Raw genomic sequence first — 18,851 nt, 5'->3', positions numbered from 1 at the left:
ATCCGACCTTTACTCCTTATCCAAAAAACCTAAAGGAGTTGCCGTATGCTATCCAGAAGAGCCGCCTCACTGAAACCCTCACCTACACTGGCCATCTCGGCAAAGGAAAAAACACTCAAGGCCCAGGGAATAGACATCGCCGGCTTCGGCGCGGGCGAGCCCGACTTCGACACTCCTGCACATATAAAAGATGCCGCCATCAAGGCCATCAACGACAATTTCACCCGCTACACCCCCGTCACCGGCATCGATCCTCTCAAAGACGCAATAATCGAAAAATTCAAGCGCGACAACGGCCTTGACTACAAACGCGAAGAGGTCATCGTTTCCTGCGGTGGAAAACACGGTCTCTACAACCTGTTCCAGGCCCTCTTCCAGGAAGGCGACGAGGTTATAGTCCCTGCCCCCTTCTGGGTATCCTATCCGCCGATGATCGAGCTTGCAGGCGGCAAGCCCGTAATCCTCGAAACCAGCGAGGAAGACGACTACCAGATCACAGCGGACACCCTGAAGAAACACCTCACCCCCCGGACCAAGGCAGTCATTCTCAACTATCCCTCGAATCCCGTGGGCTCTGTTTTCTATCGCGATAACCTCGAGGCTATAGGCAGGCTTGCAGTGGAGCACGACTTTTTCCTTATCTCCGACGAGATCTACGAGAAGCTCGTCTATGATGATTACCGCCACGTCAGTATCGCTTCCATGGACAACGCATTCAAGGACCGGACCATCATATGCCACGGTGTTTCCAAGACCTATGCCATGACGGGCTGGAGAATAGGCTATAGCGCGGGCCCCGCCGCCATTATAAAAGCCATGGGCAACATCCAGAGCCAGAGCACCTCGAACCCGACCTCCATATCGCAGATGGCGGCGCTTGCCGCCTTGAGCGGCAAGCAGGACTTCATCGGCACCATGGTCGCCGAATTCAAGAAGAGAAAGGATTTTCTGGTGAAAAGCCTGAGGGGCATTGAAGGCGTGACCTGTTATGACCCGAGAGGCGCTTTCTATGTATTTCCCAACTTCAATGTTGTTCTCGGAAGGCGATACAAGGACCGCGTTGTGGATTCATCGACAACGCTGACAGAGATCCTTCTCGACGAGTTTCATACCGCGGTGGTTCCCGGTGTGGAGTTTGGCAAGGAAGGATACCTCCGGCTCTCCTTTGCCACATCCATGAACGTCATTGAAAAGGGCGTGAACAGGATAGCCAAAGCGGTTGCATCCATGACCTGAGAAGAAGACCACACTTCGCAAAGAGGGGACCGATGCGGCCTTGCGCACAGTCCCCTCTTTGTCTTTGCCCTCTGGATGAAAACACCAGATTGTGGTAGTATGATGGGACAATAAGGAGGGTACAATGGCGGAAAAACAAGCGAAGAAACGTGTAACATTTAAATTCAGCGATGCCGGGGCCAGCCACGTTTATATCGCCGGTTCTTTCAATTCCTGGGACCCCTCCGGGCGCCCTCTTAAAAAGGATGCAAAGGGAACCTGGAAAACAACTATCATGCTCCCCCAGGGTATCCACCAGTACCGGTTCATTGTTGACGGCAATTGGATCGAAGATCCCTCTTCCAGCCATAAGGAAATGAACGAGTTCGGCGGCTTCAATTCCGTAGTTGTCGTCTGAACTCCCCGAAGGAGACGGAGCGGCAACCTCGAGCCTCTCACGGGAAGCAACCGGTCCTGCGGCCCTGCCCGGAACCCCTTCTACGGCTTGTCAGGCCTCAAAATCCGATTGTAATCGGTGGCAAAAGCGACTATACTCTTGCCATCCAGATCAGGAGGCAGGCAATGCTTGAAGGACACATCTACAAGACTTTTGATCTTGAGCTTAAAGAGCTCAAGGAGAAGCTCCTCTATGAAGGCGGGCTGGTTGAGAAAGCTATCAACAAAGCGATCAAGGCACTCCTCGAGCGCAACTCCGACCTTGCCGACAAGGTCATAGAGGACGATCCGGTCGTCAACGCCCTCGAAGTTGAGATCGACGAGTTCTGCCTCAAACTCCTGGCTCTGCGGCAGCCTGCGGCACGCGACCTGCGCTTCATCACGACAGCCATCAAGATCAACTACGACCTGGAGCGTATCGGCGACATGGCCGTCAATATCTGTGAGAGGGTCCAGGAACTGAACCAGGAACCTCAGCTCAAACCATACATAGATCTGCCCATGATGGCCGAGACGGTGCAGCTGATGCTCAAGGAGAGTCTTGACGCCTTTGTCAAGGAAGACGTGGCCGCCGCACGAAAGGTCACCAAGGACGATCAAAAAGTCGACCAGCTGCTCGACCAGATCTTTCGCGAGCTCCTGACGTACATGATGCAGGACATGCGGACGATATCACGGGCCACCCGGGTGCTCTTTATCTCCAAGTACCTGGAGCGGATGGCCGATCACGCCGTCAATATCGCCGAACTGGTCATCTTCCTCGTAGAGGGAAAGATAATAAGACATTCCAAGGATCCCCAGGAATAATATATGCTTCTGAGGAAATGGGTCATAATTCTACCTCTCATCGCCACTCTGCTTTCCTGTTCAGGTACCTTCAATGACAAGTCCGGAAGAAAACACACCATCACCATTGCCGGTTCCACGTCGGTCATGCCCTTCACAGAGAAGCTTGCCGAGCATTTCATGGTAGACCACAAGGGCTTCATCGTCGACGTGCAGGGAGGCGGCTCAACCGCGGGCATCCAGGCCACGATCAACAATACCGTCGAACTGGGGATGTCGTCGCGGGGATTAAAGAACGAGGAAAAGAGACTGAGCACTATCACTATCTGCTATGATGGAATAGCCATCGTCGTCCATCCCGACAACCCCATCGGCACATTGAGCCTCGACGAGATACGCCGGATATTCAGTGGCCGCATCTCGAACTGGCGACAGATGGGATGGGTTGACAGAAGGATAGACGCGGTGTCCCGTGAGGAAGGATCAGGTACACGGGGCGCATTTGAGGACCTGATCATGAAAGGTGCCGAGATAGACGACGGCACCATGGTGCAGGACTCCAACGGATCCGTCAAGGAGGTCGTCGCGACCGACCCTTATGCCATAGGGTATATATCCATGGGCCTGGTGGGCAAGAACGTGAAACCCGTTGCCATCGACGGCGTCAGCCCCTCCATCAAGACCATCAAGTCGGGCCGCTACAAGATAGTACGGCCTTTTCTTTACGTGACCAACGGGGAGCCGGACCCCAGGACCACGCAGTTCATCGACTATGTCCTTTCCGGGGAAGGGCAACAGATCCTCAAGAACGAAGGACTCGTGGGGTTTTATGATTGACAGAGCGGTAGTCAAGGAGCGCTTCGTCAAGTGGGTGCTCGTAGCCTTTGCGCTTTCATCACTTCTTTTCCTCTTTCTCATCTTCATCTTCATCCTTGCCGAGGGTCTGCCCCTCTTCCTTAAGGTGGGGGTCAAAGAGATCATCTTCGGGATGAAGTGGGCGCCAACCAAGGGTCATTTCGGCATCTTCCCGATGATCATATCGTCCTTTCTCGTCACTACCGGGGCCCTCCTCATCGGTGCTCCCATGGGTCTTTCCTGTGCCATCTATCTCTCCGAGTACGCGGGGAAGAAGACAAAGATGCTTCTCAAGCCGGCCATTGAATTGCTTGCCGGCATTCCTTCCGTTGTCTTCGGCTTCCTCGGCGTCATCTATATCGTCCCTCTCGTCAGAAATTATCTCGGGGGATCCGGATTCTCTCTCATATCCACATCCCTTGTTCTCGGCGTCATGATCCTGCCCACCATCATCAGCATCTCCTTCGACGCCCTTGTCAGCGTCCCCAAGACCTATCGTGAAGGCTCGGCTGCGATGGGCGCTACGAAATGGCAGACCATCTACAAGGTCATCATTCCCTCCGCGAAATCCGGCATACTGGCAAGTTTCATCCTCGGCATGGGAAGGGCGATAGGAGAGACGATGGCGGTCATCATGATCGCCGGCAACGCCCTCAAGATACCTACAAGTATCCTCGACCCGTTGAGGACATTGACGGGCAATATCGCCCTGGAACTCGCGTACGCCACCGGCGACCATCGCCTCGCGCTCTTCTCGACGGGTGTGGTCCTCATGCTCATAATCATGATACTCAATTATATCGCTAACTTCGGCATAAAGAGGAAAATCGCCAAATGAGAATCAATCCTCGGATAATCAACCGGTTCGTCAGGATGGGACTCAACGTACAGGCATTCTTCACTGTCGGGATACTCATCGTCATCGTGGCGATAATCTTCTTCAAGGGCTTCCCGCATACCAATTTCGCGTTCATCTTTTCCTTTCCCGAGGACATGGGAAGGGAGGGCGGCATCTTCCCCTCGATCGTGGGAACCATACAACTCGCCCTTTTGTCCATCCTTCTGGCCACCCCTCTCGGTCTCGGGACTGCGATATTCCTCACGGAATATACGAAGGAGTCCCTCTTTACGAAATTCATCCGCTTCGGCGTCGAATCTCTTGCGGGAATCCCGTCGATCCTCTATGGCCTTTTCGGTTTTATCTTTTTCGTGATAAAGCTGAAGATGGGCTGGTCTCTGCTCGCAGGCGTTCTCACGATGACCATCATGATCCTCCCCACCATCATCAGGACATCCGAGGAGGCGATAAGGGCCGTGCCCCGGCAACTCAGAATAGTCAGCTACTCCTTGAGCGCAAGCAAATGGGAAACGATAAAGAAGGTGGTTCTCCCTGCCGCCATGCCGGGGATACTGACGGGAATCATGCTCAGCATCGGGCGCGCCGTTGGTGAAACGGCGGCTATCATCTTCACCATGGGCAGTTCACTGAGGCTCCCCCTTTCCCTCATGGACTCGGGCAGGACCATGGCGGTCCACTTTTACATCCTGGCCCGCGAGGGCATATCCATGGAGAAGGCGTACGGCACCGCGGTGGTGCTTGTACTGAGCATCCTGCTCATCAACATACTGGCGTATTACATCATGAACAGGGCCATTGCGCGATATTCATAACAGGGATATATGGAACCAAAGATCTCAACAGACAGATTAAGAGTATCCTTCGGCAAGGTAGAGGTGCTGAAGAATGTTACCATCACCGTTCACAGGAATACTATCACCGGTTTCATGGGGCCTTCCGGAAGCGGCAAGTCCACCCTCATTTCCGTCCTCAACCGCATGATCGACTTTGAGAACAACGTCAGGATCGATGGCGACGCGGCCATAGACGGAACGAGCATCCTCGACGGGAGCATCAACCCCATAGAACTGCGAAGACGCGTCGGCACCGTTTTCGCCGTCCCCATCCCCCTTCCCCGCTCCATATTTGAGAATATCGCCTATGGACCGAGGCTCAAAGGGATAAGCGACCGCACCAATCTCCACCATATCACTGAGGAGAGCCTGAAAAAGGCCTTCCTCTGGGACGAGGTGAAGGACAGGCTCGGCACATCCGCGCTGAAGCTTTCCGGAGGACAGCAGCAGAGGCTTTGTCTTGCGCGCACCCTGGCGCTGAAACCGGAGATCATCCTCCTCGATGAACCATGCTCCGGCCTGGACCCCATCTCGACAGCCAAGATAGAGGACGCGTTGAGCGAATTGAAATCCGACTACACGATCATCCTCGTATCCAACAATACGAAACAGATCGCCCGGATAAGCGACTTTTCGGCCTTCTTCTATCTCGGTGAACTTATCGAGTACAACACGACGGAAAAGGTCTTCACTGCGCCTGCCGAGACGAAGACAGAAGACTACATACAGGGAAAGTTCGGATGATGGATACATTCGCTTTGCGAACGAAGGGGCTCAATCTCTATTATGGAGATTTCCACGCCCTGAAAGACGTGGACTTTCAGGTATACTCCAATGCCATAACGGCGCTCATCGGCCCGTCGGGATGCGGAAAATCAACCCTTCTTCGCTGTTTCAACCGTATGAATGACCTCCAGGAAGATGTCCGCATCGAGGGCAATATCTATGTGCATGACGAGAGATTGGAAGAGATCGACATCATCAATCTGAGAAAAAAGGTGGGCATGGTCTTTCAACGTCCCAATCCCTTTCCCTTTACCGTATACGAAAACATGGTCTACGGCCTCAAGGTCCACGGCATGGGAAACAGACGCGGCTGGCGGGAGATCGTCGACCGCTGTCTTCACTCCGTCGGCCTCCTGGAAGAGTTGGAAAACAAGCTCCATACGCCCGCTCTCGAGCTCTCCGAAGAGATGAAACAGCGCCTTTGCGTCGCCCGCCTCCTCACGGTTGAACCTGAAATAATTCTCCTCGACGAGCCCTGCTCCGCCCTCGACCCCATAGCCACGATGAGGATCGAGGAACTCATGATGGAATTAAAGGAGCGCTACACCATCCTCATCGTCACCCACAACATGCAGCAGGCCGCCCGCGTCTCCGACCATACGGGCTTCATGCTCCTCGGCGACCTCGTGGAATTCGGCGACACCTCCCAGATATTCACTTCCCCCCATGATGAACGGACTGAAGGGTACATTACGGGAAGATACGGATAGGAGACGGGCAAAAGATTCTTTCCTATCACCTATCATCTCTCGTCTATCGCCTCTCTCTGTGCGCTCCGTCATTGACATCCTTTCCCGCCCATAGTAAGTTTTCGAGAAAAACCACAGGGGGCTGGTATGGGAAATTTTCTCGAAGTAATTGAATGGTTTGACGACACGGGCATGGAGATCGCCCACAGGATACCCGAGGAAGGGTCGGGAGATATCAAGTACGGGGCGCAGCTTACCGTTCGCGAAAGCCAGGCGGCGATATTCTTTTATGAAGGGAAGGCGTACGATGCGGTAGGCGCCGGGCGCTACACGCTCTCCACCCTCAATATACCCATTATCACGAAGCTGCTGAGTCTTCCCTGGGGCTTTACGAGTCCCCTTCGCGCTGAGGTCTGTTTTATCAATACGAAAACGTTCACCAACCTCCCCTGGGGAACGAGGGATCCCGTCGCATTCAAGGATTCCACGCTGGGACTCGTCAGGCTGCGCGCCTTCGGTATGTTCAATATCAGGGTGATCCAACCGTCGCTCTTCATCAACACCCTCGTGGGAACAAAGGCATCTTACACCGTCGAGGATATCCAGGACTACCTGGGGAAGGTCATACTTTCCCGTTTCAACGACTATCTCGGCGACAACCTCGATAGCCTTCTCAATCTGCCGGGGAAATACGATGCCATTTCGGCAGGACTGACGGGGGTGCTGGAAAAGGATTTCTCCCATTTTGGCATCCAGCTTTCAGGCCTTTATATCAACTCCATCACTCCACCCCAGGAGGTCCAGCAGGCCATCGACGACAAGAGCAGACTCGCCGTCTTCGACGATCTCAACAAACTCCTCAGGATGAAGACCGCCATGGCCATGGAAAGCGCCGCGCAGAACCCCAGCCAGGCAGGCGCCGGTCTCGGTATGGGACTTGGCTTCATGATGCCCGCCATGTATGCGGAAACCCTCAAGGGGGCGTCTCAACCCGTCGATGTGATCAAGTGCCCGGAGTGTCAGAACCCCATCGGAAAAGATGCCCAGTTCTGTCAGTCCTGCGGCCACCATTTGCTTGTGATCTCTCAATGCCCGAAGTGCGGCAAGAACCTCCCCGCACGGGCGAGCTTTTGTCCTTCCTGCGGTCAGAGTGCAACGGCAAAGGAAGAACCTCTGAAGTGCCCTCATTGCGGAACTGACAACCTTTCAGAATCAGTCTTCTGCAACCACTGCGGGGAAAAGATCTGACGGTCATGCAGATCGAGCACCTCTGTCCCCAGTGCGGCGCCCCGGTCGTCCTCGAAGAGACCGACAGGCTGCTTACCTGCAATTTCTGCAAGACGAGACTCTGCATGCAGCCCCGGGATTATTTCCGATATTGCTTCTCACCCTCGGACCCCTTCCTTGAAGAGGTCATCTACGTGCCCTACTGGCGTTTCAGGGGTGTGCATTACACGTGCAAGACAAGCGGGATAGCGAACGGGATCATAGACAAAACCTTCCTTGCCATCGAGAGTAAACATTTCGCGCAAACCCTGGGACTGCGGCCACAAACACTGAAACTGCACCTCGCACGGCCAGCGGCCAATACCAGATTCATCCCGCCGAGCATTCCTTTTGACAAGTCGTCCGTGAAAACACAACACGACGTGGTCTACGAAACGGTGACGCTTCACGAGACCCGTTTCGTCCGGCGCGGCACGCAGGGAGACTATGCGGAGATCCCCGTAACGAGAAAGGAATTGAAAGAGGAGCGGATCTACCACGAAGCGTTTATCGCCGATTCAATGAGCCTTATCTACGCGCCGATGTTCGTCCGCAACCACCGTTTTTGGGACGGCATACTCAACGAACCGCTCCATGGGAGCCCTCCCTTGTATGAATCATTTCCGTACGAGGTCTTCTCCGGCGGCTGGGCAGTAGACTTCCTGCCAACCCTGTGCCCCCAGTGCGGCTGGAACACGCTGGCCGAAAGAGACAGTTGCGTCCTCTTGTGCAATACATGTAACTCCGCCTGGGGAACGGATGGGCAGGCCCTCAGGCGCGTCGGTTTCGCAACGGCCCTGTCGAAGAAGGCCACGCGGGGATCCGCGCGCCAATATCTGCCTTTCTGGCGGCTCCGAGTTGATATCGAGGGTTTGGAACTGGATTGTTACGCAGACCTGGTACGACTTGGAAACCTCCCAAGGGTCATACAGCCGGGTTGGGAAGAACCTCCATTCTTCTTCTGGGCGCCCGCGTTCAGGATGAGTCCGGCCGTCTATCGGCGCATGTCAAAGCAGTTTACAATCGCCAATTTCTCCGGTGGATTTGAGGACAGGCTGCCTGACGCGCCTATCCATCCCGTTAACCTCACCGTTCAGGATGCCCTCGACAGCCTGATAACGATCATAGCCGACCTTGGCATCAACAAGAGAAAGGTCCTGCCCCTCCTTCCCGACATAAAGATAACCCTCCGGGAGGCGCTGCTTGTATTCTTTCCCGTCACCGAAACCGATCACGAATATATCCAGCCGGACATAAAATGCGGTTTCATGAAGAACGCGCTGGAACAGGGAAGGAACATCTGAAGCCTGGAACCTGAGACTGTCCTTCCCGGTCATACGTTGAACCGTATGTGGAGGATATCTCCGTCCCCTACGACGTAGTCGCGGCCCTCCAGTCTCAGGAGGCCCTTTTCGCGGGCAGCGTGTTCGCTGCCGCAGGTGAGGAAATCGTCGATATTGATCACTTCGGCCCGTATAAAACCCTTTTCCATGTCTGTATGGATCTTGCCGGCGGCCCTGGAGCACGTTGTTCCCCTGGGGATGGTCCAGGCACGCATCTCCTTGCCCACGATCGTGTAGAACGTGATGAGGTCGAGGATATGGTACCCGATATGAATGATCTTCTCAATGGAGAACTCCTTCATATCATAGAGCTCCATGTAAGAGGCCCTCTCATTCTCCGCCAGGGCGCTGAGGTCCTGCTCCAGTTTGCCGCAGATGTAGACAACCTCCCGGCCCCTCTTTCCGGCGGCCTCTTCGATCGCCGGCTCCGGGATGTTCGCCAGGCCCTCTTCATCGACGTTCGCAATGTAGAAGAGCGGTTTTGTCGTTATGAGGTCGAAGGTCCCGAGGACCTGCTGCTCATTCCCGTCAAAATCCTCCATGACCACAAAGCGCCCCGCCTCAAGATAGCGTCTCACCCTGAGGAGGAGTTCCATCTCCGTTTCGCCCTTGTCCTTTGAGATCTTCGCGAGACGCTCTATCTTTTTTATGCGGTCTTCAACGATCTCCAGGTCGGAAATGATGATCTCCGTCTCGACAATATCCATGTCTCGCGCGGGATCGATATCGGCATACACGTGGGGTACCTGACCGGAGTTGAATGCACGGATGACATGGCCAATTGCGTCCACATTCCTGATGTGGGAAAGAAACCTGTTTCCCAGTCCCTCCCCTTTGTGCGCGTCCTTGATGAGACCTGCGATATCGACGAATTCGATGGTTGTCTGCGTCACTTTTTCAGGCTTGAGGAGATCGGCCAGGCCGAACAGCCGGCCATCGGGAACAGGGACAACGCCCACGTTGGGATCGATGGTGCAAAAGGGATAAGGCTGGCAGGGCACCGCCAGTGCGGTGAGTGCATTGAAGATGGTTGATTTGCCTGAATTGGGAAGACCTACGAAGCCGCACGAAAAGCTCATCGCCCCTGTCTCACTCCGGTCCGCGCCTGTTGTAGAGACTCATCGCCTTTGGGCCGCCTTCGAAGACAAAAACCTTTAAGGCGTCGCAGGCGATATCGATGATATCCGCGAGTTCCCGGGTCTCATCTCCATCGAACCGCGCCAGTACGTATTCCTCGGCAGCCATGGATGGATTCCTTCCTATGCCTATCTTAAGACGCCAGAAGTCCACGCCGCCGACGCTCTCGATGACGGAACGAACGCCCTTGTGACCCCCGTCCCTTCCGCCGGAACGGATCCGCATCTTGCCAAATTCCATGTCCATGTCGTCGTGTATGACGATCATACGATCGGGGGACACTTTGAATTTCCCGGCCAGCCTGGCCACGGGACCGCCGGACAGGTTCATGTACGTATCGGGTTTTGCAAGGATCAGGTCTTCTTTCGACCCGATCCTGCAACCCGAATCTTTCTTCTTGACGGGTATCTTGAAACGCTCTGAGAAACGGTCTATGACAAGATAACCAATATTATGCCGCGTAAAGGCGTAATCGGAGCCCTTGTTGCCAAGCCCACATAGTAGATGCAAGGAACGTTACTCCTCCTTCTCCTTCTCCTTCACTTCGGCAACCTCGGCCACTTCCTGCACGACGACCTTCTCTTCAACCGCAGGAGGTATGATGCTCAAGATGGCGATATCGCCGTGCTCGACCATTTTCACCCCAGGCAGGGAGATGTCGCTGACATGCACGGAGTCACCGATATTGAGTTCCGTGATATCCACGGAGATCTCTTCCGGGATCTGACCGGGAAGGCATTCAAGCTTGATGGACCTCAGATGGACATCCACGATACCGCCCAGAACCTCGCCCTTGGCCTTGCCCTTCAGATGGATAGGAACCTCGACCTCGACCATCTTTTCCATGGAAACCTGGAAGAAATCGATGTGCAGGATCCTCGTGCCCAGAGCGTCCCTTTGCACCTCTTTCACCATTACCGGCCTGTTCTCCACGGCGTCGCCGCCATGGATCTCCATGTCGAGGATGACGTTTCTTTTCATGTGCCGGGTAATGCTGTCCCAATCCTTCGCTGAGATCGTTATTGAAACGGGTTCAACGCTGCCTCCGTAGAGCACTGCCGGTATCTTCCCTGCACTTCTGGTCTTTCTTGCAACGCCTTTTCCTGTTGCTGTTCTTCTGTCTGCCTTGATCAAAACCTGTTCCATAATCTTCCTCCCAACTATATGAACAACGAACTTACAGATGCATCGCTATGTATTCTTTTGATGGCCTCTCCGAGTATGGGCGACACATCCAGAATCTTAAACTTATTAGATTGCCTGCCGATTTCCGAAAGGGGGATGGTATTGGTCGCTATCAATTCCTTGAGAGGGGAATTGTTTATCCTCTCGATCGCCTGTCCCGAGAGCACCGGGTGGGTGCAGCACGCATAGACGACTTTTGCGCCGCCGTCTATGAGGGCCTGGGCTGCCTGAACGATAGTTCCTCCCGTATCGATCATGTCATCGATGAGGATCGCCGTCCTGCCCTTCACGTCGCCGATGACATGCATCACCTTCGACTCGTTGGCCTTTTCACGCCTCTTGTCGATGATGGCAATGGTCGCGTTGATCCTCTTGCCCAGCTCGCGGGCACGCTCGACCCCACCTGCATCGGGAGAAACGATCACGACCTCTCCATCGATCTTCTTTATGTATTCGAACTGAACGGGAAGTGCATAAAGATGGTCCACGGGGATGTCAAAGAAACCCTGGATCTGGCCGGCATGAAGGTCCATGGCCAGTATCCTTGAGGCTCCGGCCACGGTTATGAGGTTGGCCACAAGTCTCGCCGAGATGGATGTGCGGGGAAGAACCTTACGGTCCTGCCTGGCGTATCCATAGTAGGGCATCACAACAGTTATCCTGCCCGCGGAGGCCCGTTTCAGAGCATCCACCATGATGAGGAGTTCCATCAGGTTATGGTTCACGGGCGGACAGGTGGACTGAACCACGAAAGTGTCCATACCGCGGACGCTTTCATCGATCGAAACCTGGATCTCGCCGTCGCTGAACTGATTAATTTTGGCCTTAGCGAGTTTGATCCCGAGGTACTCGGTGATCCTGGAGGCCAATTCCGGGTTTGCGTTGCCAGTTAATATTCTGAGCTTGTCCAATCAAAACCCCCTGAGAATTATATGTGTATACTGGGGCGGGAGGATTCGAACCTCCGAATGCAGGCTCCAAAGGCCTGTGTCTTACCGCTTGACGACACCCCAAATGATTGTCATACTGCCTGAGGTCTGTTTATCTCCACTTCGTAAGCTCCGAGAACGCTCTCCTCGATCATCTGCCGGGTGACACTGTTCAAGGGATGCACCGTATCCCGGAATGAGCCGTCCTTCATCTTTTTGCTTGGCATTGCGACGAAGAATTTGCCCTCACCCTGGATTACCTTCAAATCGCGAACAATGAAGCAATCGTCAAAGACGATCGATGCGTACGCCTTCACCCGCTTCTCGTCAACGGGGAATATCCTTACGTCGGTAATCTCCATTAGTTTACCCCTCCCTGTACGCTGTGCGCAACAAAAACAGTACCCATCTTCTTTATTGCCGACAATGATGCCTGACACGCATCTTGCTCATTCCCGAAGACAGCGAACACCGACGAACCGCTTCCGCTCATCAGCGAACCGAGGGCTTTTGTCCCTTTCAGCATATCCTTTATCACTTCGATCTGCGGACACATGGCCATACCGACACTTTCCAGATCATTTTCCATAATGGCCGCGATTTGTTCCGGATTGCTGAAATTTTGCATCAATTTAATATCGTTTTGCTTCTTTGTCAACACGATTCTCAAGCCCTCGTAAACCGCCTTCGTGGATATGTTGACATTCGGATACACAATCACATACCACAGAGAGGGGAGTTGGACCGGTCTGATCACATCGCCTATTCCCTCCATGATGCAGGGCTTTCCGTGAAGGAACAGGGGGACATCCGCGCCTACCCGGCTGCCGATGCCGCCAAGCTCTTCACTGTTCAGCCCCAGTTCCCAGTGCGCGGAGAGCTCCTTGAGAACCGTGGCGGCATCGCTGCTTGGTCCGCCGAGACCGCTGCCGATGGGTATCCGCTTTTCGATGAGTATACGGACACCCCTCCTGACGCCGGTCGCCTCCCGGAGCATCCGTACTGCGCGATAGACCGTATTACCCTCGCCCCGGGGAAGGATTCCCCTGTCATCGTCAACGACTATCTCATCGCCGGCAATATCCTCGATATGTATGGTGTCGTACAGGGAAACAAGGTCGACAAGGCTTCTCAGGTCGTGATATCCGTCAGGTCTTCGGGAAAGGACCTTGAGGTAGAGATTGACCTTGGCAGGAGAAATAAACGTCTTCTTCACAGGGCTCATCCAGAATAACCAATCCCAGGGGTTGTATAATATATAACCAAATTCCAACACCTATTTGGTTATAATCTTCATTTACATTATTCCTTCTATCTGGAACTTGTCGATCCCGAAATCGCGATTGGCAACGAGGTTCACCTTTGTCCCGTAGGTGCTCTCTATTTGCTCGAGAGAACTCTTTTCCTCTTCATAGAGCAGGTTGGCCACGTCCGGGGACAGATAGATATTGAAGACCTTCCCCTCCCCTTTCCTGCAAGAACTCCTGAGTTCTCTGAGCACCTCATAGCAAACTGTATGGCGGGATTTGACATATCCCGACCCCTCGCAGTTGGGGCATGTCTCGGTGAGCAGATTAACGACGTTGTGCCGCGTGCGTTTCCTCGTGAGCTGGATAAGCCCCAGTTCACTGATAGGGTACGCAAAGGTCTTTATTCTATCTTTCTTCAGAGTGTCCATCATTGACTGAAAGACCATGTCCCGGGACTCCTTGCGCTCCATATCGATAAAATCGACTATGATGATGCCTCCCACATTGCGCAGGCGTATCTGGTAGGCGATCTCCTTGACAGCTTCAAGATTCGTTCTCAGGATGGTGTCTTCCAGATCCTTTTTACCCAGGTACCTTCCCGTGTTCACATCGATGACGGTAAGGGCCTCGGTATAATCCAGAACGATGTAACCCCCTGACTTAAGCCATATCTTTCTTTGCAGGAGTTTGGCCACCTCCATCTCGATACCGTAGACCTCGAAGATGGGGTCGCGCTCATCGAAATAGACGACCTCGCACCCCTCCTCCGGAAGGTATTCCTTGAGGAACTCCTCCAGCCGGCCGTAGATGAACTGATCGTCGACGATGACCTTTTTCAGGTTGTGGGAATGGAGATCGCGGATCACCCTGAAAATGATGCCAAGCTCCTGATGAAGGATGGCGGGCGCCCTGGTGGCCTTCGCCTTGACCTGAATGCTCTCCCAGATGCGCTTCAGAAAGTTGAGGTCCGTCTCGAGTTCCTCGGCGCTCTTGCCCTCCGATGCTGTCCTGCCTATCAGTCCATATCCCCTGGGGCATATGTCCTTCATTACCGACGCCAGGCGTTTGCGTTCCTCTTCATCTTCGACCTTCCGCGACACGCCGATGTGGTCCGTACCGGGCATGAGAACGAGGAGCCTTCCCGGAAGGGTGATCTTCGACGTGACACGTGTGCCCTTCTGACCGATAGGCTCTCGGGAAACCTGGACGATGAGCTCCTGCCCGTCCTCGAGGACGCCCTCTATCCTCTCCCCTGCCTCGAAATGAAAATCGGAACTGTCGAACTCCTCGTACATCATGCGGTCGAGAATGATGTCGCCTACGTAAAGGAAGGCAGACTTTTCCAGACCGATATCAATGAAAGCGGCATCCATGCCGGGAACGATCCTTACGACCTTGCCCTTGTAGATGCTCCCCACCATGCTATGATCGTTCTTCTTTTCAATGAAGAATTCCACGAGAACACCGTTCTCGAGGAATGCGATCCTTGTTTCACTATATGTCACATTAATAACAAGCTCAGATGCCATGCATACGTCTCGATTCCACTTTTATGATCCTTGTAAAGCAACCCTGCATCCAGAGCTGTTTCACACCCTTGCCGTGCCACAAATAGAAATACCTGCCCCTGGCCCGCCTCCACAGAGTGAGCCCCTCTTCCACTGGAGCATCCGCACTGAGAATAAACAAGTATTCTTTTACCATATCTTTCAGAGAACCTTCAATGAATTCGTAGATCTTAATACCCGATGGAAGCCTTTCGTTGATCCTTCCCACCGTCGACACATCCACGACCACGCCGCTGTCCGTCTCGATCTCGATAAATTCACTAAAGCTTTCCACGCCCACGGGAAGAGCGTCCGTCAGGGCTATCTTCGGCAACGGATGATACTTTCCCCTCGTCCTGATCCTGACACTCGAGGCCTTCATGGCCCTCACGATAATGTTCATGGTGTCAAGATGACCGATGTAGCGTGCATCACCGTATTTGCCATAGCGAAAGGTGAACTTTTTCGGCGCCTCGGCGGCGCCTGTACTCTCCACAGCGGCATCTCCGGAGACTATGGCCCTGTCGGGTACGTCCTGTCGGCCTTCTCTTCCTTGAACCGAGCATCCCAGACCGCAGCCGGCGCAGCCGCTCAGGCAAGACACCGTCATCTCCCCCGACGCCGCCTTATCCAATTCCTTAACGAGGAAACCATCCCCAAGACCCATGTCGACCATATCCCAGGGCAGCGTGCCGGCCGTATCGCGGCCGCCGGTGTAGGTCTTCATATCCGTCGAATTCTCATCGAACCATTGCCGGTAAGGTTCGAAGGAAAAGAATTCCCTCCATGCCTCGAGACGCACCCCCTTTGCATGAAGATGCTCGAAAAGGGGTGCGAGATGTTCGTCCGCCCGCGCGACAATGCTTTCCACAACACTCACCGAGGTGTCGCGGTAGCGCACCCGTACGCCCGTCCTTTTCAGGGCGTCCTTGATGATCATGATCTTCTCCGTGAGGACACTTTCGTCATCCATGGGGAGCCACTGGAAAGGCGTATGCGGCTTCGGTGTAAAGGGGGATACGGAGAGGTTCACGTCCATGCCCGCCGACCGGAATGGCGCTATCACGTCGCGAATGGCGACGAGATCGTCCTGCGTCTCCCAGGGAAAACCGACCATGAGGTAGAGCTTCAGCCTGCGCCAGCCCAGGGCCCTGAGCTGGGGCAACTGAGCAACGAGACTGTCCACGTCTATGTCCTTGTTGAGCCGGGAACGAAGAGAGGTCGTCGGGGCCTCGAGGGCAAAGGTGAAACCCGTTCGCGCCATCTGGCCCATTGCCGATATCTCGTCACTCCCGATGCTGCCTATCTTGAGCGACGGCAGGCTCACCGACAGGCCGTGATACCTTTTCTTTGCATATTCCAGCACGTCGAAGAGAAAGGGGTAATCACCCGAACTGAGCGAAAGGAGAGATATCTCCTCGTATCCGGTGTGGCTGAGACCTTCATCGATAGCGGCCTTTACCGCCTCGAAGGACCGTTCACGGTAAGGCCGGTAACCGAACCCGGCAAGGCAGAACCTGCAGCCGTTGCCGCAGCCTCGCGATATCTCGATGTTGAGTCGGTTATGAACGCTGTCCACGGTGGGTATGGGAGGTCGGGCGGGGTGGTATCCATTATCAAGATCACGGACGAAGAGGCGCTTCACCTTCGGCGAGGGCGCGAAGGGGGAATGGACCCCCTCCAGTTTGGCCAGTTCCGCGATCATCCTGTCCCTTGACTCCCCTTTCATGCTGCGTGCCGTATTGAGCAGGGAAACAAGCACCTCATCACCTTCACCCGCCACAATGATATCGAAGAAACGCTCGTAAGGTTTTGGGTTGAGCATGAGCGGCCCGCCGCCGATGACAATGGGGTCGTTCCCCTTACGCTCTTCAGCGCGTATCTTCACGCCGCCCAGGGAGAGCATGTTGAGAACGTTGGTCACATTGAGTTCATAGGTCAGCGAGAACCCTATGAGGTCCATGGCGTGAAGAGGAGTCTTCGACTCCAGCGTCCCAAGGGCCGTGCCCGATCGCCTGAGATGTTCTTCCATATCCGCCCAGGGAGCGAAACAGCGCTCGCACCAGACCCCCTCAACGTTGTTGGCGATCTCGTAAAGCAGAAACAGCCCGTAGTAGGACATTGCTATCTCGTATATATCGGGATAGCACAGGGCAAAGCGAACCTTGACGTCCTTCAGGTCCTTCTTCACATGATTAGGCTCGCAGCCGATATAACGTGCCGGCCTGAGAATGTTTCGCGGGATATCAAACATTATTTTCTTTGAGTTTCAGGTTTCACGTTCCCTGAAACTTCTTCATTATCCTTTCCAGATCTTCGGTCACCATCGACTGGATGCGGTCGAGGCCCTCCTTCGTGTCGGCCTCGAACCTCAGAACAAGGATGGGTTGCGTGTTGGAGGGACGAACGAGTCCCCAGCCATCGTCGAACATCGCCCGCACGCCGTCGATGTCTATGATGGGATACTGCGAGCGATAGAGTTCCGTCAGTTCCCGCACGACATCGAACTTCACCCTGTCCGGGCAATCCGTGCGTATCTCCGGCGTGAAATACGTCTTCGGCAGGTCGGCGAGGAACTCGGATACGGGCCTGCCGTCCTCCTCCATTATTTCGAGGAACCGCAAAGATGCGTAGATGGCGTCGTCGTAGCCGAAAAAACGGTCGGCGAAAAAGATGTGACCGCTCATCTCTCCGCCCATCATGGCGTGGACCTCCCTCATCTTCTGCTTGATGAGCGAATGGCCCGCCTTCCACATGATGGGAACGCCGCCGCGCTTCGCTATATCGTCGAACAGGTTCCGGGAGCACTTGACTTCCGAAACGAATATCGCCCCCTTGTGTTCCTTGAGGACCTGCCGGGCATAGATGAGCATGAGATAATCGCCCCATATGATGCCGCCCTTCTCATCGATGATGCCTATCCGGTCGGCATCACCGTCATATCCGATACCGACATCCGCCTTTTCCCTGAGAACGGTCTCCCTGAGAGCGGCAAGGTTCTTCTCCACCGTGGGGTCGGGGAAATGGTTGGGGAAATGGCCGTCCATGTCGCAAAACAGCTCCGTCACATTCTGGCCGAACTCCTTCATGATGGGAGCCGCGATAACCCCTCCCGTGCCATTGCCGGCATCCATGACGACGTTGAACCTCTTTCCTATCTTTATGCTCTTGCGCAGATACCCGTAATAGTCTTTCACGATATCCTTGTATTCGCGGTATGATCCCACGTCGCTCACGTATCTTTCCGCCTCGATGATCCTCCTCATATCCTGTATCTGCTCGCCATAGAGCGTTGCCCTGTCGACGGCAACCTTGAAACCGTTCATGCTGGGAGGGTTGTGGCTCCCTGTTATCATGATGCCGCCTTCGACATCGAGGTTGAAAAGCGAATAATAAAAGAGCGGCGTCGGCGCGAGGCCGACATCTACGACGTCGAGGCCGCTTTCGACCATGGCTTCGGCCAGAATGTCACGGTAATGCCCGGAACTGAGCCGGCAGTCGCGGCAAAGAGCTGCCCTTTTCTTCCCGAGCCTCACCATGTAAGCCCCGAAGGCCTTCCCTATGCTCCGAACGACGTCATCGGCGAGATCGTCCTCCACGCTTCCCCTGATATCGTACTCTCTGAAGATCTCATTGTTCATAGCGACTCCTTATCGGGACCCTGGTCTGCAAACATTGGCAAGAGACGGTACCGACCACACAGAGACGTGACGCC

The 18,851-nt window shown here is 54.4% G+C and carries 19 protein-coding genes and 1 tRNA gene; 10 read left to right on the top strand and 10 right to left on the bottom strand.

What is annotated here, in order from left to right; translation table 11 throughout:
- Window positions 1–45: 45 nt before the first annotated feature.
- The 10 genes from PHC90_03595 to PHC90_03550 all read left to right on the top strand — a co-directional run bounded on the left by PHC90_03595 (window position 46) and on the right by PHC90_03550 (window position 9,049).
- Entirely contained in the window at window positions 46–1,236 is a 1,191-nt protein-coding gene (locus PHC90_03595; GenBank protein ID MDD3845425.1) for a pyridoxal phosphate-dependent aminotransferase, read from the top strand.
- Window positions 1,237–1,360: 124 nt separating this feature from the next.
- Window positions 1,361–1,633, top strand: coding sequence for an isoamylase early set domain-containing protein (locus PHC90_03590; GenBank protein ID MDD3845424.1), 273 nt, complete (start codon window positions 1,361–1,363; stop codon window positions 1,631–1,633).
- A gap of 164 nt (window positions 1,634–1,797) precedes the next feature.
- Window positions 1,798–2,478: a phosphate signaling complex protein PhoU gene (phoU, locus tag PHC90_03585; GenBank protein MDD3845423.1), complete on the top strand. Its 681-nt coding sequence runs from the start codon at window positions 1,798–1,800 to the stop codon at window positions 2,476–2,478.
- Between the two features lie 3 nt (window positions 2,479–2,481).
- Window positions 2,482–3,294: a phosphate ABC transporter substrate-binding protein gene (locus PHC90_03580; GenBank protein ID MDD3845422.1), complete on the top strand. Its 813-nt coding sequence runs from the start codon at window positions 2,482–2,484 to the stop codon at window positions 3,292–3,294.
- Window positions 3,287–4,150 (top strand): phosphate ABC transporter permease subunit PstC, encoded by an 864-nt coding sequence (pstC, locus tag PHC90_03575; protein ID MDD3845421.1) that lies wholly within the window; start codon window positions 3,287–3,289, stop codon window positions 4,148–4,150. Before PHC90_03580 ends, pstC begins: the two co-directional genes overlap by 8 nt.
- The gene (gene pstA, locus PHC90_03570) at window positions 4,147–4,983 is read left to right on the top strand and encodes a phosphate ABC transporter permease PstA (protein MDD3845420.1); all 837 of its coding nucleotides are present in this window, start codon (window positions 4,147–4,149) and stop codon (window positions 4,981–4,983) included. Before pstC ends, pstA begins: the two co-directional genes overlap by 4 nt.
- A gap of 9 nt (window positions 4,984–4,992) precedes the next feature.
- Window positions 4,993–5,748, top strand: coding sequence for a phosphate ABC transporter ATP-binding protein (locus tag PHC90_03565; protein ID MDD3845419.1), 756 nt, complete (start codon window positions 4,993–4,995; stop codon window positions 5,746–5,748).
- Window positions 5,745–6,500 carry a phosphate ABC transporter ATP-binding protein PstB gene (gene pstB, locus PHC90_03560; protein MDD3845418.1) on the top strand — a complete coding sequence of 252 codons (756 nt, stop codon included), beginning with the start codon at window positions 5,745–5,747 and terminating at the stop codon, window positions 6,498–6,500. The genes PHC90_03565 and pstB overlap by 4 nt, the downstream gene beginning before the upstream one ends.
- A 126-nt stretch (window positions 6,501–6,626) precedes the next feature.
- The gene (locus tag PHC90_03555; GenBank protein MDD3845417.1) at window positions 6,627–7,727 is read left to right on the top strand and encodes an SPFH domain-containing protein; all 1,101 of its coding nucleotides are present in this window, start codon (window positions 6,627–6,629) and stop codon (window positions 7,725–7,727) included.
- A 5-nt stretch (window positions 7,728–7,732) separates the two neighbouring features.
- Window positions 7,733–9,049: a hypothetical protein gene (locus tag PHC90_03550; GenBank protein MDD3845416.1), complete on the top strand. Its 1,317-nt coding sequence runs from the start codon at window positions 7,733–7,735 to the stop codon at window positions 9,047–9,049.
- Window positions 9,050–9,078: 29 nt separating this feature from the next.
- On the opposite strand, the gene ychF is transcribed toward PHC90_03550, so the two are convergent.
- From ychF to PHC90_03500, 10 genes are all read right to left on the bottom strand, one after another.
- Entirely contained in the window at window positions 9,079–10,167 is a 1,089-nt protein-coding gene (ychF, locus tag PHC90_03545; protein ID MDD3845415.1) for a redox-regulated ATPase YchF, read from the bottom strand.
- A 10-nt stretch (window positions 10,168–10,177) separates the two neighbouring features.
- Window positions 10,178–10,735, bottom strand: coding sequence for an aminoacyl-tRNA hydrolase (gene pth / locus PHC90_03540; protein ID MDD3845414.1), 558 nt, complete (start codon window positions 10,733–10,735; stop codon window positions 10,178–10,180).
- A 6-nt stretch (window positions 10,736–10,741) separates the two neighbouring features.
- Complete coding sequence (locus tag PHC90_03535; protein MDD3845413.1) at window positions 10,742–11,371, bottom strand: 50S ribosomal protein L25; 630 nt, start codon at window positions 11,369–11,371, stop codon at window positions 10,742–10,744.
- A gap of 14 nt (window positions 11,372–11,385) precedes the next feature.
- Window positions 11,386–12,321 carry a ribose-phosphate pyrophosphokinase gene (locus tag PHC90_03530; protein MDD3845412.1) on the bottom strand — a complete coding sequence of 312 codons (936 nt, stop codon included), beginning with the start codon at window positions 12,319–12,321 and terminating at the stop codon, window positions 11,386–11,388.
- 30 nt (window positions 12,322–12,351) lie between these two features.
- Window positions 12,352–12,423 (bottom strand) — tRNA-Gln (locus PHC90_03525).
- An 8-nt stretch (window positions 12,424–12,431) separates the two neighbouring features.
- Window positions 12,432–12,701 carry a septation regulator SpoVG gene (spoVG, locus tag PHC90_03520; protein MDD3845411.1) on the bottom strand — a complete coding sequence of 90 codons (270 nt, stop codon included), beginning with the start codon at window positions 12,699–12,701 and terminating at the stop codon, window positions 12,432–12,434.
- Window positions 12,701–13,555, bottom strand: a complete 855-nt coding sequence (ispE, locus tag PHC90_03515; GenBank protein ID MDD3845410.1) for a 4-(cytidine 5'-diphospho)-2-C-methyl-D-erythritol kinase — start codon at window positions 13,553–13,555, stop codon at window positions 12,701–12,703. The genes spoVG and ispE overlap by 1 nt, the downstream gene beginning before the upstream one ends.
- Window positions 13,556–13,636: 81 nt before the next feature.
- The gene (locus tag PHC90_03510; protein MDD3845409.1) at window positions 13,637–15,118 is read right to left on the bottom strand and encodes an Rne/Rng family ribonuclease; all 1,482 of its coding nucleotides are present in this window, start codon (window positions 15,116–15,118) and stop codon (window positions 13,637–13,639) included.
- On the bottom strand, window positions 15,108–17,390 hold the full coding sequence (locus PHC90_03505) for a TIGR03960 family B12-binding radical SAM protein (protein ID MDD3845408.1): 2,283 nt from the start codon (window positions 17,388–17,390) through the stop codon (window positions 15,108–15,110). Before PHC90_03505 ends, PHC90_03510 begins: the two co-directional genes overlap by 11 nt.
- A gap of 22 nt (window positions 17,391–17,412) precedes the next feature.
- A complete protein-coding gene (locus tag PHC90_03500) occupies window positions 17,413–18,777 on the bottom strand; it encodes a phosphomannomutase/phosphoglucomutase (protein MDD3845407.1) in 1,365 nt (454 codons plus the stop codon).
- Window positions 18,778–18,851: the final 74 nt, after the last annotated feature.

The organism is Syntrophorhabdaceae bacterium (assembly GCA_028698615.1).
Lineage (GTDB): Bacteria > Desulfobacterota > Syntrophorhabdia > Syntrophorhabdales > Syntrophorhabdaceae > Delta-02.
Note: the sequence above shows the minus strand (reverse complement) of the source record. Positions and strands in the feature narration are given on the sequence as shown.